The following is a 20,891-nucleotide window of genomic DNA, read 5'->3' on the forward strand; positions in this document are numbered from 1 at the left end:
ACGCTGCCGGCTCGACTCGTGGCACGGCCGTGAGCCGTTTACGCTGGCGAGCAGGTCGACGTCGCCAACCCGCACGATCTGGAGGTGTCCGTGCCCGACTTCCGGAGCAGCGCCCGCGCCCGACGGCAGAGCTGGTTCGGGCTGAAACGCCACATCAAACGTGCGCTCAGCCTTCCCGGTCTGCACCTGATCATGCGCACGGTGGCCCCTCGGGTGCCGGGGGTGCGGGTGGGCCGGTTGCCGGCGCCGTGGCGGGTGCGGGAGGTGCGCGGACAGGTCGACGGCGGTGAGTACGTCCTCGTGGGCCCGGACCGTTGTGAGATCGCCAAGGAGATGTACTGGGGGCAGGGCCGCCGTCCCGAACCGGCCGATGCCTTCGCGCTCGATGTGATGGTGACCCTGGGCAAGCACGCCCGGACGTTCTTCGACATCGGTGCCTACACCGGGGTGTTCACCATGGCGCTCACCGCGGCCAACCCGGCGTTGCGCGCGCACGCCTTCGAGATCGTCCCGGCGGTGGCCCAGGCCCTGGCCCGCAACGTCGCGCGCAACGATGTGGCCGAACGCACCCAGGTGCACACCGAGGGGGTGGGCGATCCACGGATGGGCATGCTGGTACCGGCCGGTGACCACGGGTCGGCGCTGCCCTCCTTCTACTCCTCCGAGATGGCCTTCGACGACGGGGTGCAGGTGGAGTTCGTGGCATTGGACGACTTCACCGACCAGGTGGCCGGCCCGGTGCTGATCAAGATCGATGTGGAGGGTGGGGAGGAGACGCTGCTGCGGCACGGGCAGCGGTTCCTCGCCGCACACGCTCCCGACATCCTCTGCGAGGTGCTCACCGAGGCCGACGGCCGGGAATTGGAGGCGCTGCTCACCCCGCACGGGCTGGGCTGCTACGCCGTCGGCGCCGAGGCATTGCACCCCCGGGAGCACCTGCGCCCCAGTGCCGAGCACCGGGACTTGCTGTTCAGTGCGCGCAGCCCCGCCGAACTGCGCGCCCTGGGAGTCCCCGTGGCCGATGCCTGAACCGCAACCCGACCCGGCGCGGCGCACCGGCGCGCGGACCTTGGTGCGCGCCGTGCTGGGGTCGGGGGTGGTGGCCCTGGGGTTACTCAGCCTGATCTGGTCCTGGCAGCGTTCACTGATCTACTTTCCCGACGAAGGCACGGTGCCGGCGGCACATCAGGTGCTGCCGGCAGGTCAGGATGTGCGGCACCGCACCGCCGACGGCCTGGACCTGGGCGCCTGGTTCGTGCCCGCACAGCCCGAGGCGGACCGGCAGATGGCGGTGCTGTACCTGCCGGGCAACGGCGGCAACCGCGCCGGGCGCACCCAGATCGGCGAGGAACTGGCCCAGCGTGGCTTCGCGGTGCTGCTGGTGGACTACCGCGGCTTCGGCGCCAACCCGGGCCGTCCCAGCGAGGAGGGCCTGGCCGCCGACGCACGCTCCGCCCAGCAGGCCCTGACGGAGCTGGGGTACGGCCCCGATCGCACGATCTACGTGGGGGAGTCGCTGGGGACCGGGGTGGCCGCACGGTTGGCCGCGGAGGTGCCGCCGGCCGGGTTGGTGCTGCGCTCCCCGCTGACGCACCTGGCCGACGTGGCCCGGGCGCACTATCCGTTCCTGCCGGTGGGAGCGCTGTTGCGGGAGGACTACGACGTCGTGGGTCACCTGGGGCGCGTTCGGGCTCCGGTGGCGGTGATGTACAGCCAGGCCGACGAGGTGGTCCCGGCCGAGCAGAGCGCCCGGGTCGCCGGTGCCGAGCCGGTGGTGGACACCCTGGTCCTGGACGGTGCCGGGCACAATGACCCGGTCATGTTCGGCGCGCCGTTGGCCGATCTGGTCGCGGACCTTGCCGACCGCACCGGCGGTTCGTAGCCTGGCGCCTCCAGCACCTCATCCTCGAGGTGCTCGGCTACGCCGCGAGGAGGCGCAGGCCCTGGGGCGCCCCGGGCGGTGCGAGGTGCGGATCCACCCGGACGGCTCGGTCTCGGTCACCGATGACGGCCGCGGCACGGCGATCCATCGGGACGACGACGGCCGGATCATCCGCAAGCCCGTGATGGCCACCGGGGATCTGCGGTTCTTCGATACCGACGAGCAGGTATTGCCGGACGGTCGACCCCGCCGGGGCATGTCCACCGTGGCGGCCCTCAGCCTGTGGCTGGAGCACACCAACCACCGACTCGAGGGGGCCTGGCGCCAGCGCTACGAGTACGGCGTTCCGGCCGGCTCGCGACCGGATCCGACGGTGCTGGGAGCGTTCGACTCCCTGACGGTGAACCTGCAGGAGTGAGTCGAGCCCGCTCAGCCGCCCGGGATGGTGCCGAACCGGTCCTCGATCGCCTCCTGGTAGATCCGCTCACACCGGTCCTGGGCGGAGACGGTGATCGCCGAGCGCAGGCACTCCTGACGCTCCATCTGCTCGTTCCACACGGCCAGGCTGCTCAGGGTGGTGACCACCAGCATGCCGCTGAGCATCAGGCCGAACACGAGCAGGACCACGATCCCGCCGCGGATCTGCTCCTTGAGCACCCGAACCAGGGCCCTGACCCCGACGACCACGGCGCCGATCGCGAACGCCAACGACATCAGGTGCCAGGGCAGATCCACCTGCATGGTCAGCACCGCCGCCAGCATGAACAACCCGAAGTGCAGCACCGAGCGGGAGACCGAGGCCAACTGCTCCGGCGTGGGCTTGGGGCGTTCGGGCCGCCCGGCCCGACCCTGCCGGCCGGGTGCCTTCCCGGGGCCCGGTCCGCCGTCGGCCGGGCTGGGCTCATCAGGGCCGGTGTGTTCGCGCTGCTCCGGTGGGCGGGATGCCGGATCCGGTGGCGCATACGGGTTCGACACCCATGACCCCTTCCCAGTTCTGTGGATGCGATGGTTTCGACGGCTGCAGGTACGGCGCCGCTATTGTCCCAGATCGCTGCCCTGCCACTAAAGTCGGCTCTCGTGACCACCCCAGCGCGCCTCGTCGTCCTGATCTCCGGCGGGGGATCGAATCTGGCCGCCCTCCTGCGAGCGTGCGACGATCCCGGCTACGGGGCCGAGGTGGTGGCGGTGGGGGCGGACCGGCCCAGCGCCGCGGGCCTGGCACTGGCCGAAGCCGCGGGCGTGCCCACCTTCGTGGAGCGCGTGGGCGGCTATCCCGAGCGTGCCGACTGGGATGCGGCCCTGACCGATCAGGTCGCCGCGCACGAACCGGACCTGGTGATCGCGGCCGGCTTCCTCAAACTGGTGGGCCCGAGGTTCCTGGCCGAATTCTCCGGCCGGTACCTGAACACCCACAACTCCCTGCTGCCGGCGTTCCCGGGCATCCACGGGCCCAAGGAGGCGCTGGAGTACGGGGTGAAACTCGCCGGTGCCACCCTCTTCGTGGTCGACGACGGCATGGACACCGGCGCGATCATCGCCCAGGTGGCCGTGCCGGTGCTCGACGACGACGACCTGGAGGCACTCACCGAACGGATCAAGGTGGCCGAGCGGGAGCAGTTGGTGCACACCCTGGGACGGATGGTCCGGGAAGGGTGGCGCGTGCAGGGGCGCCGCGTCCGCCTCGGCTCGGCCTGAGGTGCCACCGGGCGGGCGGTCCCGCACGCTAGGCTGGGCGGTGGCCGTGACTGGCGCCTGAGGTGGAGCACCACCGGGGAGCGGCCGCCTGGAGAACTCCTCGTGCACCGCTCGCCTGGGTGCCGGGGCGATGAGACACCACCCAACCCAGGAGCCCGCCGAACCATGACCGACCAGATCCGCCTGCGCCGCGCCCTCATCTCCGTCTACGACAAGACCGGGCTGGCCGACCTCGCCCGCGCGCTGCATCATGCCGGCGTGGAACTGGTTTCCACCGGTTCCACCGCCGGGGTGATCGCCGGGGCCGGAGTTCCGGTGACCCCGGTGGAGGAGATCACCGGGTTCCCGGAGTGCCTGGAAGGCCGGGTCAAGACCCTGCACCCGAGGGTGCACGCCGGCATCCTGGCCGACCGGCGCAAGCCCGACCACGTGGACCAGCTCGAGGACCTGGGCGTTGCCCCGTTCGACCTGGTGGTGGTCAACCTCTACCCGTTCACCCAGACGGTGGCCTCCGGCGCCGGCCCCGATGAGGCCGTGGAGCAGATCGACATCGGCGGCCCGGCGATGGTGCGCGCGGCCGCGAAGAACCACCCGAGCGTGGCGGTGGTGGTGGACCCGTCCAGATATGCGGACGTGGTCGCCGCCGCCGAAGGGCAGGGCTTCACCCTCGCGCAACGACGGCACCTGGCCGCCCAGGCGTTCCGGCACACCGCCACCTACGACGTGCACGTGGCCTCCTGGATCGGCAACGTGCTCGCACCCGACGACGACGGATCGGGCTTTCCGGGGTGGGTCGGGGCCACCTGGGAGCGTGCCTCGGTGCTGCGCTACGGAGAGAACCCGCACCAGCGAGCCGCGCTGTACACCGACGGCTTCGGACCGAGCGGGCTTGCCGGCGCGGAGCAGTTGCACGGCAAGGAGATGAGCTACAACAACTACGTCGACGCCGATGCCGCCTGGCGCGCCGCGCACGACCACGGGGACGTGGCCACCGTGGCGATCATCAAGCACGCCAACCCGTGCGGGATCGCGGTGGCCGAGGGCATTGCCGCCGCCCACGCCAAGGCCCACGCCACCGACCCGGTCTCGGCCTTCGGGGGAGTCATCGCCGCGAACCGCGAGGTGGACGCGGCGATGGCGGCCCAGGTCGCGGAGGTGTTCACCGAGGTCATCCTCGCCCCGTCCTTCAGCGCCGAGGCGCGCGAGATCCTGACCCGGAAGAAGAACGTGCGCCTGCTCACCGTCCCGGGCACCGGGGCCGAGGGCGGCACCGAGTTGCGCAAGATCTACGGGGGCATGCTGATGCAGAGCGCCGATGCGATCGACGCCGACGGCGACTCCGCCCCGAACTGGACCCTTGCCGCAGGTGAGCCGGCGGATGAGGACACGCTGGCGGACCTGGAATTCGCCTGGCGGGCGGTGCGGGCGGTGAAGTCCAACGCCATCCTGCTCGCCGATGCAGGGGCCGCGGTCGGGATCGGTATGGGCCAGGTGAACCGCGTGGACTCCTGCCGGTTGGCGGTGGAACGGGCCAACACCGGTGAGCACGAGCGGGCACGTGGGGCGGTGGCTGCCTCCGATGCGTTCTTCCCGTTCGCCGACGGGTTGCAGGTGCTGCTGGACGCGGGCGTGCGCGCCGTCGTCCAGCCCGGCGGGTCGGTGCGCGATGACGAGGTCATCGCCGCCGCCCGGGAGGCCGGTGTCACCCTGTACCTGACCGGCACCCGCCACTTCGCGCACTGATTCGGGTGCCGGTGGATCATCCCAGCACAGCGGCGCGCAGGCGCACCGCGGGGTCCTCGGCAGCAGCCAGGTCCAGGTCGGGAAGGGTGCCGGTGCCGAGGAGTCTGCGCGCGGCGGACACATCCCGGGGCATGTCGGCGATCACCGCCCCGACCAGCTTGGGGCCCTCTGTGACCAACGCCGTCCAGGGTCCGGTCTGCGCCATCGGGAGCTCGCCGTACTCGCGGATGACCAGATCGCCGTGGACCCGCCCGAACACGCTCAGGTGGTGGCCCAGTTGGGTGGAGTAGATGAACGGGGCCGGGCGTTGCTCGGGTACGTCGAGCCCGAGCATCGCCGCACCGAGCCGGTCCGGGTCGTGCAGCGCGGCGGACCAGTGCCCACCGGGGACCTGCCCGAACAACGGGTCCTCCCGCCAGGCACAGTCACCCACCGCCCACACCCCGGGCACCTCGGTGCGGCCGTTCGCGTCGGTCAGCACGTGCCCCCTGCCGCCCAGCGGCACCGCGCCGGTCAGCCACCCGGTGGCCGGCACCACCCCCACGGCTGCCAGCACCACATCGGCACCGATGCGCTCCCCGTCCCCCAGTTCCACGCCGTCGGACCGGACGGTCGCCACCGATGTCCCGGTGCGCAGCTCCACCCCGGCCTCGGCGTACCAGGGGCGGGTGCGTTCGCCGAGTTCGGCGGGCAACTGTCGCGACAGGGGCTGGGCGGCGGCCTCCACCACCGTGACCCGGCCGCCGGCAGCGGCGGCCACACCGGCCACTTCGGCCCCGATCCAGCCGGCGCCGATGATGAGCAGGTGCTGCCCGGTCGCGGCCAGTCTGGCCCGGAGACCGACCGCGTCGGCGGCGGTGTGCAGCGTTGAGGCCCGCGGCCAGGGGTTCAGCGGCACCGAACCGCACGCCAGCACCACCGCATCTGCGTCCAGCTCGGCGCCACTGGCCAGGCTGAGCCGGTGGCGGCGTCCGCCGGGGCGCAACTCCACGGCGTGCTCGCCCAGGTACACCTCCTGGGCCAGGTCGTGCAGGTCCTGGCCCAGTTCCTCGTGCAGCCACGCCGGCTCGGGCCGGCTGAACAGTTCCTTGGACAGCGGTGGCCGGTCGTATGGGCCCACGTCCTCGGCCCCGACCACGCTGATCCGGCCCTGGTAGCCACGTTCTCGGAGCGCCGCGCAGGTGCGCAGGCCGGCGAGGCCGGCGCCGACGACCACGACATGCGCTGGTGGCGTGCTGGTGTTCACGCACACAACGGTAGTCTCGGTGCCGCCATGAGCCGCAATCCCGCGCCGGAGATCCACCGGCCCCCGCCGCCCCGGACGTGGGCGTTGTGGTGGGCCCTCGGCGGGGTCGTGGTGGCGGTGCTGCTGGCGCTGATGGTCGGGGCGCGGGTGGCAGGGGTGGCGTTCGCCGTGCACCTGGGAGTGCTCGGTGCGATCCGTCTGGCGCTCCCGGCGCCGGGCCCGCTCGGGATCAGCGCGCGCTCACGGCTCTTCGATGTGGCCTTCCTGTGGCTGGGCGCCGCCGGTATCGCGCTGATGGCGCTGACAGCGGACAACCTCTAGCCGGGTGCACCCGAGCCGGCTCAGCCCCGTCGGCCCGGATCGGCGCCGGCGTCGCCGAACTCGTCCTCGTCGACGTCCACCTGGGCGACCGGCTCGGCGTCATCGGGGTCGAACTCCATGGTGGTGCGCTCCCCGGCGTCCAGGTCCGGCAGCGCCGCGGCACCGGAGACCTCCTCAGCGTCGGGAACCTCCTCGGCCCCGGCCCAGTCGTCGTCCCCGGCCCAGTCGTCCTCCTCCACCAGTGCCATCTCCGGGGTCGGGGCGAACAGCAGGTAGGCCAGTCCGGCCACCCCGCCGCCGATCATCGGAGCGAGCCAGAACAGCCACAACTGCCCCAGTACGGCCGGCTCGGCGAAGATCGCCGCAGCGGTGGAGCGGGCCGGGTTCAGACCACCCCCGGTCACCGGGTCCAGGGCCAGGATCAGCCCGGTCAGGGTCAGTCCGGCGGCCACCGGGGCCACGTGCGTGCGGCCGCGGTGGGAGGTCGCCAGCACCACCGCGGTCAGCACCGCGGCACCCACCGCCTCCAGCAGCAGCACCTGGACCAGGCCGAAGCTCATCTGCCCGCCGGAGATCTGGGCGAGGTAGGACTGGTCGCCGAAGGTGTTCGCGGCCTGGCTGAACAAGGCCTGGTCACTGGCGCCCACCTGGGTCGCCAAACCGGCCGGCAACGTGGCGAACAGCACCGCCGCGGCGGCGATCGCACCGACGAGCTGGCCCAGCCAGTACGCCGGCAGATCACCCCAGCCCAACTGCCCCTTGACCGCCGCGCCCAGGGAGATCGCCGGGTTGATGTGGCCGCCGGAGACCCTGGCGAACAGCGCGATGGCGGCCGCGAACGCGACCCCGAAGGCCAGTGCGTTGATCAGCGGGTCCACCTCCCGCAGGGTGCCGCTGTACAGCAGCGCCCCCAGTCCGATGAACACCAGGATGAACGTCCCGGCGGCTTCCCCGGCCACCCGCGTCATCAGCGGGTACGCCGCCGGGGCGGCGGCCGGGCCAGTGGTGGGCTGTTCGCTCATGGTTTCCTCTCGAGCGGAATTGAGGTCGCAGTTGATCCTCTCACCCCGACCACGGTGGCCACGCCACCGGGGTCGGCCAGCAGGTGGAAAGGTGGTTGTGAGCGCCCGCGGCGGCTGTCAGGGTTGTCAGGTCACCGGTCAGCCCGGTCTGCGCCGGCCACGCAGCAGACGAACCATCCGACGACGGCGAGGCACCCCTCGCGAGGAGTGAAGGCATGCACGACACCACCGACCGCACCCTGGGGCGCCTGCGGCGATTCGTGGACGAGTGGCTGTTGGCGGCGCAGTACCGCCACCGCGCCGCGCTGGAGGTCACCTCCTGGGAGGTGCCGGACGAACCGGTGCCGTTCAGCCAGGCCATCCAGGGCCGGTACCGGCCGCACCCGACCGGCACCCCGTGGGGCAAGCCGTGGGGCACGGTGTGGTTCCACGTCACCGGCACGGTCCCGCCGGAGTGGTCCGGCGAGATCGGTGCTGGGCAGGTGCGCCCGGAACTGGTGGTGGACCTGGGCTTCTCCGGGGCCAACCCGGGGTTCCAGGCCGAGGCGATCGTCTACTCCGCCGAGGGGGAGATCCTCAAGGCGCTGGAACCGCGCAACCAGTACGTGGTACTGCCGGCGGCCGCGGGGGACCGGATCGAGGTCTACATCGAGGCCGCCGCGAACCCCGACGTCCCCCAGGGCTCCTTCACCAAGCGCACCACGATGGGTGAGAAGTCCACCGCCGACCCCAGCGAGCTCTACACGCTGCGCACCGTGGACGTCGCCCTGCTCGATGTGCCGGTGTGGGAACTGGTCCAGGACGTAACCGCACTGGGCGGGCTGGTCGAAGAACTCAGCGCCCAGGTCCCCCGCCGCGGCCAGATCGTGGCGGCGCTGGAGGACATGCTCGACGCGATCGACCCGGCCGACCTGCCCGGCACCGCACAGGCGGGCCGGGCGGCCCTGGCCAAGGTGCGGGCCGCCCCGGCCCACGCCTCCGCCCACTGCGTCCACGCCGTCGGGCATGCCCACATCGACTCGGCCTGGCTGTGGCCGGTGCGCGAGACGGTGCGCAAGTGCGCGCGCACGTTCGCCAACGTGCTGGCGCTGATGGAGACCGACCCCGACTTCACCTTCGCCTGCTCCTCGGCCCAGCAGTACGCCTGGATCGAGCAGTACTACCCCGAGCTGTTCGCCCGGATCGCCGAGAAGGTGCGCGAGGGCCGGTTCATCCCGGCCGGCGGGATGTGGGTGGAGTCCGACACCAACATGCCCGGCGGGGAGGCAATGGCCCGCCAGTTCCTCGAGGGCAGCGGCTACTTCCTGGACACCTTCGGGGTGGAGACGACCGATGTCTGGCTACCGGACTCCTTCGGCTACACCGGTGCCCTGCCGCAGATCGCAGCCGCCGCGGGCAAGGACGCCTTCTTCACCCAGAAGATGTCCTGGAACGACACCAACGCGATGCCGCACCACACCTTCGACTGGGAGGGTATCGACGGCAGCCGCATCTTCACCCACCTCACTCCGGTGGATACCTACAACTCCGACCTGTCCGCCCGGGAACTGGCCCGTGCCCAGCGCCAGTACACCGAGAAGGGCCGGGCGAACACCTCGCTGGTGCCCTTCGGCCACGGCGACGGCGGGGGCGGACCCACCCGGGAGATGATCGCCGCCGCCCGGCGCACCGCGGACCTGGAGGGTTCACCCACGGTGGTGCTGTCCTCACCGGCGAGGTTCTTCGCCGCCGCCCGGGCCGAGTACACCCACCCGCCGGTGTGGTCCGGGGAGCTCTACCTGGAGTACCACCGCGGAACCTACACCTCCCAGCACCGCACCAAGGCGGGCAACCGGCGCACGGAGCACCTGCTGCGCGAGGCCGAGCTGTGGGCCGCCACCGCCACCGTGCGCACCGGAGCGGCCTACCCCGCCCAGGACCTGCAGCGGCTGTGGCGCCTGGTGCTGCTGCACCAGTTCCACGACATCCTGCCCGGCACCTCCATCGCCTGGGTGCACCGCGAGGCCGAGCAGCGCTACACCGAGACGATCGCCGAACTGGAACAGATCATCGCCACCGCGCTGGCGGCGCTGGCCGGTGCGGGCACCGAGGAGGTGACGTTCAACGCCGGTCCGTTCCCACGTCGGGCAGTGCCCGCCCTCGGCGCGGGCGCGGCTGCCGGAACAGCCGACGACGGCGTGACCGACCTGGTCCGGGACGGTACCGGTGTGGTGCTGGACAACGGGCGGCTGCGGGTCGGTATCGACGGGCGCGGGCTGATCACGTCCGTCCTGGACCTGCGCACCGGCCGCCAGGCACTGCCGCCGGGGCAGGTAGCCGGCCTGCTGCAGGTTCATCGGGACATCCCGAACCAGTGGGACGCGTGGGACATCGATGAGCACTACCGGCGCAACGTCCGCGACCTGACCGAGGCGACCTCGGTGCAGGAGATCACCGAGACGTCCGGCGGCGCGGGGGTGCAGGTGCAGCGGCGGTTCGGCGACTCCCGCATCGTGCAGCGCTACCTGCTGCCCGACGGCGCCCACCGGGTGGAACTGACCACCGAGGTGGACTGGCACGAACGGCACACCCTGCTGAAACTGGCCTTCCCCCTGGATGTGCGCGCCGAACAGGCAGCCAGTGAGATCCAGTTCGGTCACATCCACCGCCCGACCGCGGCGAACACCTCCTGGGACCATGCCCGGTTCGAGACGGTGGCGCACCGCTGGGTGCACGTGGGTGAGCCGGGGTACGGCTTCGCCGTCGGCAACGACTCCACCTACGGCCACGACATCACCCGGACCACCCGCGCCGATGGCGGCACCACCACCACGGTGCGCCAGAGCCTGCTGCGCGCCCCGATGTTCCCCGACCCCGACGCCGACCAGGGCAGGCACACGCTGCGTTCGTCCCTGGTGGTGGGCGCGGAGATCGCCGACGCGGTCACCGAGGGGTACCGGATCAACCTGCCCGAGCGCACGGTGACCGGTTCCGGGGCGGTGGACCCGCTGGTGCAGGTGAGCGATCCGGCGGTCGTCGTCGAGGCGGTCAAGTTGGCCCGCGATGGCAGCGGGGACGTGATCGTGCGGCTGTACGAGTCCCGGGGCGGGCGGGCCAGGGCCACGGTGACGCCCGGGTTCGAGGCCACCGGCGCGCTCGCCACCGACCTGTTGGAGCGGCCCGGCCGGGACCGCGGGGTCGTGGTGAACCCCGACGGGCGGGTCGAGTTGGACCTGCGCCCGTTCCAGGTCGTCACGCTCCGGTTCGCCCGGTCCTGACCGTCTCGCCGGTCCCCGGTGCGACGACCGGTCGATTCTGCCCTCAGCGGTCGTGCACTATATAACTAGGGAGCACCGCACCACATCCCCGGAGCGCACCCGGGCCGACGGCACCGACCCGGGGCCCGCGCAGCGCCCGGCTGCGACCAGGCAGTCCCGGGGCAACCCGACCTCGAAGGAGCACCGATGTCTGAAGCACCCACCACCGCGCCGGTCAACGTCACCGTCACCGGAGCCGCCGGTCAGATCGGGTACGCCCTGCTGTTCCGGATCGCCTCCGGTCAGCTGCTCGGACCCGACGTGCCGGTCCGGCTGCGGTTGCTGGAGATCCCGCAGGCGGTCAAGGCCGCCGAGGGCACCGCGATGGAACTGGAGGACTGCGCCTTCGGCTTGCTGCGCGGGGTCGACATCTTCGACGAGGCCACCGCGGCGTTCGACGGCGTGAACGTGGCACTGCTGGTCGGCGCCCGGCCCCGCGGTGCGGGCATGGAGCGCGGCGACCTGCTGGAGGCCAACGGCGGCATCTTCAAGCCCCAGGGTCAGGCCATCAACGCCGGTGCCGCGGACGACGTGCGCGTGCTGGTGGTAGGCAACCCCGCCAACACCAACGCCCTGATCGCCCAGGCGCACGCCCCGGACGTGCCCGCGGAACGCTTCACCGCGATGACCCGCCTGGACCACAACCGGGCGGTCTCCCAGATCGCCACCCGCACCGGGGCTGCCGTAGCGGAGATCGAGAACCTGACCATCTGGGGCAACCACTCCGCCACCCAGTACCCCGACATCTTCCACGCGCGCATCGGGGGGCGCCCCGCCCCCGAGGTGATCGACGACGAGGACTGGCTCGCGAACACCTTCATCCCCACCGTGGCCAAGCGCGGAGCGGCCATCATCGACGCCCGCGGTGCCTCCAGCGCCGCTTCGGCCGCCAACGCCGCGATCGACCACGTGCACGACTGGGTGAACGGCACCGGAACGGACTCCTGGACCTCGGCGGCGATCCCCTCCGACGGGTCCTACGGGGTGCCGGAGGGGCTGATCTCCTCCTTCCCGGTGCGCAGCACCGATGGTCGATGGGAGATCGTGCAGGGCCTGGAGATCAACGAGTTCTCCCGCACCCGGATCGATGCCTCGGTGGCCGAGCTCACCGGGGAGCGCGACGCGGTGGCCGGCCTCGGACTGATCTGAGCAACGCGCACTAACCTCTCGGCCATGACCAGTCACACCGATCGTCCCCACCCGGATCAGTTCGCTGCCCTCGCCGGACGGCGCCGACGCAACCTGTTCATCACCACGGTGATCCTGGAGGTCATCGGCTTCACCCTGGTGGTGCTGGGCTGGGTGGTGGTCGAGGAGATGACGCTGGTCTGGGTCGGTGCGGGACTGGTGTTGCTGGCTGCGGTCTACCTGCCGGTGGGGCTGGTGACGCTGAGCCGGGTCGGGGCGGATGACCGGCACATCACCCCACCGGGCGGGCGCCCCTGAGTCGAACGGGTCGCCGGTGGGCGGTTCCGCCGGCCTCCTCGCCTTTCGGGCCGGGCCCGGGTGAACTATCGTCGGGTTCATGGCGCGCGTCTTCAACCCCCCACCCGGCTGGCCCAAGCCCGAAGCGGGCTGGACGCCGCCGCCGGGATGGAAACCCGACCCGAGTTGGCCCGAGCCGCCGCAGGGTTGGGACTTCTGGCTGGAGAAGGCAGACGACGTCGGCTCGAGCCTGTTCGGCAGTTCGGCCCTGTCGTCCGGATCCTCCCTGTTCGAGACCAGCGACACCGCTGCCTCCTACGGCAGCGTGTCCCCTTCCGGTGAGGCACACATCCCCGGGGCGCCCAGCGGTCCGGACTTCCACGTCTCCAACCGCGAGCCGCGGTCGGCCGCCGACGGCGTGAGCCAGTCCTCCGCCGGGGCGCCGGCCTCACCCTCGAGCGCCTCGCCGGGTCCGGGCGGATCCGCGGGCGGGTCGCCGTACACCGCCGGTGCCTCCACGCCGAGCGGGGTGCGCGCCGGTGCCACCTACGGTCAGAACGGCCCGACGGTGTCCACCCATTCCGGTTCGTCCACCCCGGGCGGCAACCCCAATGCGGCGCCTCCGGTGGGCCCGCAGGGTGGTGGCAAGACGGTACTGCTGGGTCTGGTGCTGGTGCTCGTCGGCGTCGGGGTGACCGGTTACAGCTACTTCAGTGCCACGCCCGGTGAGGAGTTCCGCCTGCTGTGGGTCCCGGTCGTGTTCGGTCTGATCCTGATGATCCAGGGCGCGGTGCGGATGGCGCGTGCACGTGCGAAGCGACAGCAGTTGGGCACCGTGTCCACCGGGTACAACCCCGGCGGGCACCTCACCCAGCCCGGCGGTGGCGGCGATGCCTCCGGCGGCCTGCAGACCGGTCACTCCTCCACAGTGCCGATGCAGAACCCGACCGACCCCAAGGGCTACAAGAACCGCTGAGCCCGACCCGCGCGCAGGTGTCAGCGGAACACCACGGTGCGGTGACCGTCCAGCAGCACCCGGTGTTCGGCGTGCCAGCGCACCGCCCTGGCCAGCACGCGCCGCTCGACGTCCTGGCCCATCGAGATCAGGTCGGCGACCGTGTCGGCGTGGGTGACGCGCTCGACGTCCTGTTCGATGATCGGACCCTCGTCGAGGGAGGCGGTGGCGTAGTGGGCGGTGGCGCCGATGAGTTTGACGCCCCGGTCATGGGCCTGGGCGTAGGGGCGGGCGCCCTTGAAACTGGGCAGGAACGAGTGGTGGATGTTGATGACCCGCCCGGCCAGCTCCGCGCACAGCCAGGGCGAGAGGATCTGCATGTACCGGGCCAGCACCACCAGTTCCACGTCCAGGTCACGCACCAGGCGCAGCAGCCGGTGCTCGGCGGCGTCCTTGGTCTCCTTGGTGACCGGGATGTGGTGGAAGGGCACCTGGTAGAACTGTGCCAGCGGCGCCAGGGTGGTGTGGTTGGAGACCACCCCGAGGATGTCCACCGGCAGGCGCTGGGAGCGCTGCCGGAACAGCAGGTCGCCCACACAGTGCTCGGTGGTCGAGCCCAGCACCAGGGTGCGCAGCGCCCGTCCGGCCACATCCAGATGCCACGTCATCGAGAACCGCTCGGCTATCTCGCCGATCGCCCGGTGCAACTCTCCCCGGGGTGTGCTCGCCTCCACCTGCACGCGCATGAAGAACAGTCCGGAGTCGGGATCGCCGAACTGCTGGGACTCGGTGATGTTGCCGCCGTGCGCGGCCAGCGCCCCGGCCACCGCGTGCACGATTCCGGAGCGGTCGGGGCAGGACAGCGTCAGCACCCAGTGCACCGGGGAGGAAGTCTCGATCGTCACGCCCACGAGGGTACCGGCAGGGCCCAGCGGCCGGCGCCCGGCGTCATCGGTCCCGGCACCCGGATGCGCCCCACCGGTGCCGTTGGCGCAACGGGCGCGCCCGCGGATGCCAAGATGGGGGTATGGATGACCAGTTGCGGATCGACGTCGTCGACGATGCCCACGCCGGGGAGTTGCTCACGGTGCGCCGGGCCGCGTTCGTGACCGAGGCCCAACTCTACGGCGACGCGCACATTCCTGCGCTGACCCAGACCCTGGAGGAGTTGCGCGCCGACCTGCAACGCCCGGACGTGGTAACCCTGGCCGGTTGGTCGGGCACACGCATGGTCGGTTCGATCCGGGTGGGCCTGGAGGAGGACCGTGCCCTGCTGGGACGCCTGGCGGTGGTGCCGGACCTGCAGGGCCGGGGCATCGGCACCCGGTTGCTGATGGCGGTGCTGGCCTACCTGCCCGAGGGCACCAATGAGGTGTGGGTGTTCACCGGCCAGGACTCCAAGCAGAACCTGTCCCTGTACGCCAAGGCCGGCTATGAGCACCAGTACGACCAGAACGCCGGCGACCTCACCTATGCCTACCTGCGCAAGATCCTCGGTGACGTGGAGGTGGCCGAGGAGGGCGACGACGGTGACCCGGAGGCCGACGACGGCGACCCGGGGCCCGACGACGGCGGCCGGGAGTCCGATGGCGACCCGCAGTCCCACGGCCGTGCCCCGGGCGAAGTGGCGCAGGGCTGACCCAGCCGGGGGACTACCGGTGGCGGCCGGGCCGATCTGCGGTTGTTAGGGTAGTGCCGTCGCGACTGGCGCCGAGGTGGAGTCACCACCGGGGAGCGACGGCAACAGGACTGCAGGTCGCCCGCCTGGGCCGAGGTCCACCACCTACCCTTGTTGATGCGTTGCCGAACCGGAGGAACCGATGAGCCAGTCCCCACATTCCGACGTCCCGATCAACGAGCAGTCACTGGCGGACCTCGATCCGCAGATCGCTGCCGTTCTGGAGGGAGAACTGACCCGCCAGCGGGACACCCTCGAGATGATCGCCAGCGAGAACTTCGTCCCGCGTGCGGTGCTGCAGGCCCAGGGCAGCGTGCTGACGAACAAGTACGCCGAGGGCTACCCGGGCCGGCGCTACTACGGCGGCTGTGAGCAGGTGGACATCGCCGAGTCGTTGGCCATCGAACGTGCGCTGAGCGTCTTCGGAGGCACCTACGCCAACGTTCAACCACACTCCGGGGCCAGCGCCAACGCGGCCGTCCTGCACGCCCTGATCCGCCCCGGGGACACCATCCTGGGCATGGAACTGGCCCACGGCGGGCACCTGACCCACGGCATGAAGCTCAACTTCTCCGGCCGGTTGTACAACGTGGCGGCCTACGGTGTGGACGAAACGACCCACCAGGTCGACTACGACGCGCTGCGCGCCAAGGCCATCGAGGCCCAGCCCAAGGTCATCATCGCCGGATGGTCCGCCTACCCCCGCCACCTGGACTTCGCGGCCTTCCGCGAGATCGCCGATGAGGTCGGTGCCTACCTGTGGACCGACATGGCCCACTTCGCCGGCCTGGTCGCGGCGGGGCTGCATCCCAACCCGGTGCCGCACTCCGACGTGGTCTCCACCACGGTGCACAAGACGCTGGGCGGGCCGCGCTCGGGGATGATCCTGGCCAACGACGCCGAGCGGTTCGGCAAGAAGCTCAACTCCGCCGTCTTCCCCGGCCAGCAGGGCGGGCCCCTGATGCATGTGGTGGCCGCCAAGGCGGTGGCGATGAAGGTGGCCGGCACCGCCGAGTTCGCCGCGCGCCAGCAGCGCACCATCGCCGGTGCGCAGGCCCTGGCCGAGCGGCTGGGCGCCGAGGACGTCACCGACGCCGGGGTCTCGGTGCTCACCGGGGGCACCGACGTGCACCTGGTCCTGGTGGATCTGCGCCACTCCGAACTGGACGGTCAGCAGGCCGAGGACCTGCTGCACGCTGCCGGCATCACCGTCAACCGCAACGCGGTGCCATTCGACCCCCGGCCCCCGATGGTCACCTCCGGGCTCCGCATCGGCACCCCGGCACTGGCTGCACGCGGGTTCGGCGAGGCCGAGTTCACCGAGGTCGCCGACATTATCGCCGGGGTGCTGGCCGCCGGCAAGGGTGCCGACATCGACGCCGCCAAGGCCCGCGTGCAGGCACTGACCGCCGCCTTCCCGCTCTACCCCGGCCTGGAGCAGTGAGCAGCCGATGACTGAGGCAGCACCTGTCGGTGAAACGTCGCCCGCCCGCATGCTCCCGGGCCGCCCCGTGGCCGATGCGGTGATCGCCGAACTGGCCCCACGGATCACCGCCCTCACCGGGGCCGGCCGGCGCCCCGGGCTGGCCACCATCCTGGTGGGAGGTGACCCGGCCTCGGCCGGGTACATCCGGATGAAGCAGGACAAGGCAGCCGAACTCGGCATGACGTCCCCGCACACCCATCTGCCCGAGGACGCCACCCAGGCCGACCTGGAGTCCGCGATCGCCGACTTCAACGCCGCCGAGGAGGTGCACGGCATCCTGGTCCAGCACCCCACCCCGCCGCAGATCGACTTCGACGCGGCGATGCTCACCATGGATCCGGACAAGGATGTGGACGGGCTGCACCCGGTGAACATGGGTCGCCTGGCCCTGGGCATGCCCGGTCCGGTCCCGTGCACCCCGGCGGGCATCGAGACGCTGCTGGCACACTATGAGATTCCCGTTGCCGGCCGTGAGGTGTGCATCCTGGGCCGGGGTACCACGCTGGGGCGGCCGCTCGCGCTGCTGCTGTCCCAGAAGCGGCCCACCGCCAACGCGGCCGTCACCGTGGTGCACACCGGGGTGAGCGACTGGCACCGCTATACCCGACGGGCCGAGGTGGTCATCGCCGCGGCCGGGGTACCGGGGATCCTGCAACCGGAGCACATCAGCCCCGGCGCCACCGTGATCGGCGGCGGGGTGCGCTACTCGGGACGCAAACTGCTACCGGACGTGGACGAACGGTGTGAGCAGGTGGCCGGGGCGATCACCCCGCGGGTCGGGGGAGTGGGCCCCACGACGATCGCGATGCTGCTGCGCAACACCGTCGAGGCCGCGGAACGGGGACTCCCCTCACGCTGAGCCGACGTGGGCCGGGCGGTGACCCCCGCTGAGATGCTCAGGTACCCGGCCGGCGGTCCAGGCGCTCGGCCTCGGCCCGTGCCTGCTCCTGGAGGCGGGCCCGCTCGGTCTCATCCAGGCTGTCCAGTTCTTCTTGGTGTCTGGCCAGGCCCTGCTGCGCGACCCGGGCGAAATCCTCGGACTCGGCCAGGTCCCGGGCCGAACGCCGTCCGGCGAGGATGTCGTCGTAGAACGCGGCGGACTGAGCATCGGGTGCCTGGTCGCGTAGGATCCGCATCGCCTCGGCGAGTTTCTTGTGCGCGGGGCTGCCGACCGGGATCGAGGACAGCATCGGCTGATCGGGTTCGGGGGTCTGATTGCTCATGAGGTCACCAATGCGTGGTTGTAGCCAGCGGGGAGTTCGGTGTCCCTGAATCCGTGGATGGCGCCCAAGTACCCGGGGACCACACCCGCGAAGACGTTGATCACGGCCTGCCCGGCGGAGAGAGCGTCGGCCGCGGTGCTGACGGTTTGGATCGTCTTGGCCACCGCGGCCGCGGTGGCCCCGCCGCCGATGACCGCGCCCACTCCCGTCCAGGAGGACGCGGCCGCGGCGGCGGCGACCGCGGCGGTGTAGATGATCCAGTCGGTCACCGCGGTGAACGCCGAGATCGCCGCTTCGGAGGTGCGGTGCATCCCCACGGCGACGGCGCGGAAGTCCCCGGCGGAGTTGTTCAGCGACGCAGCGAGCTCGGTCAGCGCCGGGATCAAGGTGTCGTTCATGTAGCCGGCGGCGGCCTCGGCGGCCTGACCTTCCCAATCGGCTTGGACCTTGCGGGTGTCGGCACCGATATGGGCGCCGGCCTCGCTGGAGAAACTCGCCAGGTTCTCGTACGCCCGGGCGGCCTGGGCCACGGAGTTCCAGTCGCCACTGAAGGTCTTGGACACCTCCGCCAGCGGGTCCCAGTCGAAGACCCAGTTCACCACGGTGCGGATCCAGCCGCTGGGACTGAGGATCGTGCCCATCGAGCTGATCACCAGTTCGGCCAGATCCGGGATGATCGGCTCGTCACTCGGCGTGACGAGCGCGTCGGCCGGGCCGCTCATCTGGGGTACTTCCCGTCCATCTCGGCGGCGACGTCGTCGTCGGTCTCGGCGTAGTAGTCGGCCGAGGCCTCCAACTCCGCCCCCGAGGACCGCAGGACATCCTGCATGTGGTCCAGGGCGTCATCGACGGCGCTCCGCACCTCCGCGGCGAGGGAGGTGAAGTTCTGGAAGATCCCGTGGCCGCCGGTCAGGGTGCACCAGGTTCCGTGGTAGGTCTTGGCGGTTCCGGCGTCATCGGCATAGCCATCGATCGACCTACCGAACTTCCGGAGCGCCTCCGGGTCGACGTACAACTCAGTCACGCGCGTCTCCTCCTTGTTGGGCTCGGTCCGAGTGGACCATGCTAGGAGGGTGAGACACCAGGGGAGAACTACCCACCGCAGCGCCGTCATCCACCTCCTGGCCGCCGGGGTGATCGGGCTGGTGGTGATCGGCATCCAGTTGGCCGCCGCCGGTGTGACGCCGTGGTTAGTGCCGACGGTGGTGCTGGTGGGCTTCGGGGCCTACGCACGCTACCGCGCGGCGCTGTCCCAGGCCCGGGTGGTCGAGACCCTGGGCTCGGGCCCCCCGGCGCCCTCCGGCGCTGCCCTCGGCTGGGTGCTCGGCGCAGCGGGATCGGTGATCGCGGCGCTCGCGATCACTTTCTGGTTGATGTCATAGCCCCCGCGCCAGCCCATCGCACCGCCGGACCCGAGGTCCGCGGTCACGCTCGGATGCCGCCTTGCCGGCCCTTCTTCCGCGCCCTCGAGTACCGCCTCCGGTGCGGGTCGACGGCGTGCACGGCTTGACAGGGACGGCGGATGCAGTTCATGATTCATGAAACCTGAATCACCTGTCATGTCCGGGCCAGGCGCCCGGCACGGCACTCAACGAAGAGGCGGTCCCCCGTGCGTGTACGAACCAAGACCCTCGTGGCCACGATGGGCCTGGCGGCCCTCCTGGCCGTCGGCGCCTGCGCCCCCAGTGCCGACGGTGGTGGCGGCGGAAGTGATGACGGCGACACCGACGGCGACCAGGGCGAAGCCGATCCCGCCTCGGCCGAGGACGCGGCGGGCGGCGGCGATCCGGTCGAGGTCGCCCTGATCACCTCCACCACCGGCCCCCTGGCCGCCTACGGTGACACCTTCATCGAGGGCTTCCACGCCGGCTTGGACTACGCCACCGACGGCACCGGGGAGATCGACGGCATGGAGATCGTCGTGGAGATCCTCGACGACGGCGGCGACACCGACCGCGCCATCACCGCCGCTCGCGACGTCATCGGCCAGGGCTACACGATCATGACCGGCACCGCCGTCTCCGGTGTGGCGCTGGCGCTCGCCGAGCAGGCCGAGCAGAACGAAGTGCTCTACATCTCCGGTCCGGCCGCCGCGGACGCGGTCACCGGGATCAACGACTACACCTTCCGCTCCGGGCGCCAGTCCCTGCAGGACGTGGCCACCGCCGGCTCCTTCATCGACGTCGAGGGCTCGGAGATCCTCGTCTTCGGCCAGGACAACGCCTTCGGTCAGGGCAACTTCGCCGCCGTCGACGGCATCCTGGGCGCCCAGGGCGCCGAGGTCTCCTCGGTGATGATCCCCGAGGACGTCACCGAGTTCACCCCGTTCGCCGCGCAGGTTCTCGATGCCGGTCCGGACATGGTCTTCGTGGCCTGGGCCGGCGCCACATCCGGTGCGATGTGGCAGTCCCTGAGCCAGCAGGGCGTGCTGGACGACATCACCGTGGTCACCGGACTGGGCGATGCCTCCACGTTCAACGCCTACGGCGAGGCATCGGACCAGATCGACTTCCTGAACCACTACTTCCCCGGCGCCCCGGACAACGCGATCAACGACTTCCTTGTCGCCCACGTCGAGGAGGCCGGTGGCACCCCGGACCTGTTCACCCCGGACGGGTTCACCGCAGCCCAGATGGTCGTGCACGCGATCAGCACCGCCGGCGGCGGCGATGACGTCGACGCGATGATCGCGGCGCTGGAGGGGTGGAGCTTCGAAGGGCCCAAGGGTGACTACACCATCCGGGCCTCCGACCACGCCCTGATCCAGCCGATGTACCAGGCCCGGCTGGCCCAGGACGACGAGGGCAACTGGGTTCCGGAGCTGGTCTCCACCGTCGACGGCGCGGACGTCGAGCCGCCCGAGGCGAACTGACCCTGCGCTGACCCGGGCCGGTCCGCGCCAGGCGCGGACCGGCCCTA

At 71.3% G+C, this 20,891-nt stretch carries 22 protein-coding genes and 2 riboswitches; of the genes, 15 read left to right on the forward strand and 7 right to left on the reverse strand.

Annotation, left to right across the window (positions count from 1 at the left end; all coding sequences use genetic code 11):
• Positions 1-84 precede the first annotated feature (84 nt).
• From ACO0LV_RS08385 to ACO0LV_RS08395, 3 genes are all read left to right on the forward strand, one after another.
• The gene (locus tag ACO0LV_RS08385; RefSeq protein ID WP_424787434.1) at positions 85-1,029 is read left to right on the forward strand and encodes an FkbM family methyltransferase; all 945 of its coding nucleotides are present in this window, start codon (positions 85-87) and stop codon (positions 1,027-1,029) included.
• Positions 1,022-1,882, forward strand: coding sequence for an alpha/beta hydrolase (locus tag ACO0LV_RS08390; protein WP_424787435.1), 861 nt, complete (start codon positions 1,022-1,024; stop codon positions 1,880-1,882). Before ACO0LV_RS08385 ends, ACO0LV_RS08390 begins: the two co-directional genes overlap by 8 nt.
• 85 nt (positions 1,883-1,967) lie before the next feature.
• Positions 1,968-2,300: a hypothetical protein gene (locus tag ACO0LV_RS08395; RefSeq protein WP_424787436.1), complete on the forward strand. Its 333-nt coding sequence runs from the start codon at positions 1,968-1,970 to the stop codon at positions 2,298-2,300.
• Between the two features lie 11 nt (positions 2,301-2,311).
• Here ACO0LV_RS08395 and ACO0LV_RS08400 read toward each other — a convergent pair whose 3' ends face one another.
• Positions 2,312-2,857 (reverse strand): hypothetical protein, encoded by a 546-nt coding sequence (locus tag ACO0LV_RS08400; RefSeq protein WP_424787437.1) that lies wholly within the window; start codon positions 2,855-2,857, stop codon positions 2,312-2,314.
• A gap of 102 nt (positions 2,858-2,959) precedes the next feature.
• Between ACO0LV_RS08400 and purN the strand changes: the two genes are divergently transcribed.
• A complete protein-coding gene (gene purN, locus ACO0LV_RS08405; protein WP_424787438.1) occupies positions 2,960-3,577 on the forward strand; it encodes a phosphoribosylglycinamide formyltransferase in 618 nt (205 codons plus the stop codon).
• Positions 3,578-3,613: 36 nt separating this feature from the next.
• A riboswitch (ZMP/ZTP riboswitch) is annotated at positions 3,614-3,705 on the forward strand.
• 37 nt (positions 3,706-3,742) lie between these two features.
• Positions 3,743-5,320, forward strand: coding sequence for a bifunctional phosphoribosylaminoimidazolecarboxamide formyltransferase/IMP cyclohydrolase (gene purH / locus ACO0LV_RS08410; protein ID WP_424787439.1), 1,578 nt, complete (start codon positions 3,743-3,745; stop codon positions 5,318-5,320).
• Positions 5,321-5,336: 16 nt separating this feature from the next.
• Here purH and ACO0LV_RS08415 read toward each other — a convergent pair whose 3' ends face one another.
• A complete protein-coding gene (locus ACO0LV_RS08415) occupies positions 5,337-6,566 on the reverse strand; it encodes an NAD(P)/FAD-dependent oxidoreductase (RefSeq protein WP_424787440.1) in 1,230 nt (409 codons plus the stop codon).
• A gap of 27 nt (positions 6,567-6,593) precedes the next feature.
• On the opposite strand from ACO0LV_RS08415, the gene ACO0LV_RS08420 reads away from it, so the two are divergent.
• The gene (locus ACO0LV_RS08420; protein ID WP_424787441.1) at positions 6,594-6,887 is read left to right on the forward strand and encodes a DUF3017 domain-containing protein; all 294 of its coding nucleotides are present in this window, start codon (positions 6,594-6,596) and stop codon (positions 6,885-6,887) included.
• Positions 6,888-6,907: 20 nt separating this feature from the next.
• Here ACO0LV_RS08420 and ACO0LV_RS08425 read toward each other — a convergent pair whose 3' ends face one another.
• Positions 6,908-7,909 carry an MIP/aquaporin family protein gene (locus ACO0LV_RS08425; RefSeq protein WP_424787442.1) on the reverse strand — a complete coding sequence of 334 codons (1,002 nt, stop codon included), beginning with the start codon at positions 7,907-7,909 and terminating at the stop codon, positions 6,908-6,910.
• A 215-nt stretch (positions 7,910-8,124) separates the two neighbouring features.
• On the opposite strand from ACO0LV_RS08425, the gene ACO0LV_RS08430 reads away from it, so the two are divergent.
• The 4 genes from ACO0LV_RS08430 to ACO0LV_RS08445 all read left to right on the forward strand — a co-directional run bounded on the left by ACO0LV_RS08430 (position 8,125) and on the right by ACO0LV_RS08445 (position 13,606).
• The gene (locus tag ACO0LV_RS08430; RefSeq protein ID WP_424787443.1) at positions 8,125-11,166 is read left to right on the forward strand and encodes an alpha-mannosidase; all 3,042 of its coding nucleotides are present in this window, start codon (positions 8,125-8,127) and stop codon (positions 11,164-11,166) included.
• A gap of 186 nt (positions 11,167-11,352) precedes the next feature.
• A complete protein-coding gene (locus tag ACO0LV_RS08435; protein ID WP_424787444.1) occupies positions 11,353-12,354 on the forward strand; it encodes a malate dehydrogenase in 1,002 nt (333 codons plus the stop codon).
• Between the two features lie 24 nt (positions 12,355-12,378).
• Positions 12,379-12,651, forward strand: a complete 273-nt coding sequence (locus ACO0LV_RS08440; protein ID WP_424787445.1) for a hypothetical protein — start codon at positions 12,379-12,381, stop codon at positions 12,649-12,651.
• 79 nt (positions 12,652-12,730) lie between these two features.
• Positions 12,731-13,606 (forward strand): hypothetical protein, encoded by an 876-nt coding sequence (locus ACO0LV_RS08445; RefSeq protein WP_424787446.1) that lies wholly within the window; start codon positions 12,731-12,733, stop codon positions 13,604-13,606.
• 20 nt (positions 13,607-13,626) lie between these two features.
• On the opposite strand, the gene purU is transcribed toward ACO0LV_RS08445, so the two are convergent.
• On the reverse strand, positions 13,627-14,496 hold the full coding sequence (gene purU, locus ACO0LV_RS08450; protein WP_424787447.1) for a formyltetrahydrofolate deformylase: 870 nt from the start codon (positions 14,494-14,496) through the stop codon (positions 13,627-13,629).
• Positions 14,497-14,612: 116 nt separating this feature from the next.
• Between purU and ACO0LV_RS08455 the strand changes: the two genes are divergently transcribed.
• From ACO0LV_RS08455 to ACO0LV_RS08465, 3 genes are all read left to right on the forward strand, one after another.
• Positions 14,613-15,224, forward strand: coding sequence for a GNAT family N-acetyltransferase (locus ACO0LV_RS08455; protein WP_424787448.1), 612 nt, complete (start codon positions 14,613-14,615; stop codon positions 15,222-15,224).
• A gap of 51 nt (positions 15,225-15,275) precedes the next feature.
• Positions 15,276-15,362, forward strand: a riboswitch (ZMP/ZTP riboswitch).
• A gap of 43 nt (positions 15,363-15,405) precedes the next feature.
• Positions 15,406-16,707 (forward strand): serine hydroxymethyltransferase, encoded by a 1,302-nt coding sequence (gene glyA, locus ACO0LV_RS08460; protein WP_424787449.1) that lies wholly within the window; start codon positions 15,406-15,408, stop codon positions 16,705-16,707.
• Positions 16,708-16,714: 7 nt separating this feature from the next.
• Entirely contained in the window at positions 16,715-17,608 is an 894-nt protein-coding gene (locus ACO0LV_RS08465; protein WP_424787450.1) for a bifunctional 5,10-methylenetetrahydrofolate dehydrogenase/5,10-methenyltetrahydrofolate cyclohydrolase, read from the forward strand.
• Positions 17,609-17,645: 37 nt separating this feature from the next.
• Here ACO0LV_RS08465 and ACO0LV_RS08470 read toward each other — a convergent pair whose 3' ends face one another.
• Genes ACO0LV_RS08470 through ACO0LV_RS08480 form a run of 3 tightly spaced genes read right to left on the reverse strand, consistent with a single transcriptional unit; the run spans position 17,646 to position 18,996 of the window.
• Positions 17,646-17,972, reverse strand: a complete 327-nt coding sequence (locus tag ACO0LV_RS08470) for a hypothetical protein (RefSeq protein ID WP_424787451.1) — start codon at positions 17,970-17,972, stop codon at positions 17,646-17,648.
• On the reverse strand, positions 17,969-18,694 hold the full coding sequence (locus tag ACO0LV_RS08475) for a hypothetical protein (RefSeq protein WP_424787452.1): 726 nt from the start codon (positions 18,692-18,694) through the stop codon (positions 17,969-17,971). Before ACO0LV_RS08475 ends, ACO0LV_RS08470 begins: the two co-directional genes overlap by 4 nt.
• Positions 18,691-18,996 carry a type VII secretion target gene (locus ACO0LV_RS08480; RefSeq protein WP_424787453.1) on the reverse strand — a complete coding sequence of 102 codons (306 nt, stop codon included), beginning with the start codon at positions 18,994-18,996 and terminating at the stop codon, positions 18,691-18,693. The genes ACO0LV_RS08475 and ACO0LV_RS08480 overlap by 4 nt, the downstream gene beginning before the upstream one ends.
• A 49-nt stretch (positions 18,997-19,045) precedes the next feature.
• Between ACO0LV_RS08480 and ACO0LV_RS08485 the strand changes: the two genes are divergently transcribed.
• Complete coding sequence (locus ACO0LV_RS08485; RefSeq protein ID WP_424787454.1) at positions 19,046-19,354, forward strand: hypothetical protein; 309 nt, start codon at positions 19,046-19,048, stop codon at positions 19,352-19,354.
• Between the two features lie 227 nt (positions 19,355-19,581).
• Entirely contained in the window at positions 19,582-20,844 is a 1,263-nt protein-coding gene (locus ACO0LV_RS08490) for a substrate-binding domain-containing protein (RefSeq protein WP_424787455.1), read from the forward strand.
• Positions 20,845-20,891: the final 47 nt, after the last annotated feature.

Source organism: Pseudactinotalea sp. Z1739 (assembly GCF_049725055.1).
Taxonomy (GTDB): domain Bacteria; phylum Actinomycetota; class Actinomycetes; order Actinomycetales; family Beutenbergiaceae; genus CALKWS01.

Excerpts from the sequence above, each read along its gene's own strand:
- ACO0LV_RS08390 (WP_424787435.1), top strand. The coding sequence starts at position 1,022 with ATGCCTGAACCGCAACCCGACCCGGCGCGGCGCACCGGCGCGCGGACC.
- purH (WP_424787439.1), top strand. The coding sequence starts at position 3,743 with ATGACCGACCAGATCCGCCTGCGCCGCGCCCTCATCTCCGTCTACGAC.
- ACO0LV_RS08420 (WP_424787441.1), top strand. The coding sequence starts at position 6,594 with ATGAGCCGCAATCCCGCGCCGGAGATCCACCGGCCCCCGCCGCCCCGG.
- ACO0LV_RS08425 (WP_424787442.1), bottom strand. The coding sequence starts at position 7,909 with ATGAGCGAACAGCCCACCACTGGCCCGGCCGCCGCCCCGGCGGCGTAC.
- ACO0LV_RS08430 (WP_424787443.1), top strand. The coding sequence starts at position 8,125 with ATGCACGACACCACCGACCGCACCCTGGGGCGCCTGCGGCGATTCGTG.
- ACO0LV_RS08435 (WP_424787444.1), top strand. The coding sequence starts at position 11,353 with ATGTCTGAAGCACCCACCACCGCGCCGGTCAACGTCACCGTCACCGGA.
- ACO0LV_RS08440 (WP_424787445.1), top strand. The coding sequence starts at position 12,379 with ATGACCAGTCACACCGATCGTCCCCACCCGGATCAGTTCGCTGCCCTC.
- ACO0LV_RS08445 (WP_424787446.1), top strand. The coding sequence starts at position 12,731 with ATGGCGCGCGTCTTCAACCCCCCACCCGGCTGGCCCAAGCCCGAAGCG.
- ACO0LV_RS08455 (WP_424787448.1), top strand. The coding sequence starts at position 14,613 with ATGGATGACCAGTTGCGGATCGACGTCGTCGACGATGCCCACGCCGGG.
- glyA (WP_424787449.1), top strand. The coding sequence starts at position 15,406 with ATGAGCCAGTCCCCACATTCCGACGTCCCGATCAACGAGCAGTCACTG.
- ACO0LV_RS08465 (WP_424787450.1), top strand. The coding sequence starts at position 16,715 with ATGACTGAGGCAGCACCTGTCGGTGAAACGTCGCCCGCCCGCATGCTC.
- ACO0LV_RS08470 (WP_424787451.1), bottom strand. The coding sequence starts at position 17,972 with ATGAGCAATCAGACCCCCGAACCCGATCAGCCGATGCTGTCCTCGATC.
- ACO0LV_RS08475 (WP_424787452.1), bottom strand. The coding sequence starts at position 18,694 with ATGAGCGGCCCGGCCGACGCGCTCGTCACGCCGAGTGACGAGCCGATC.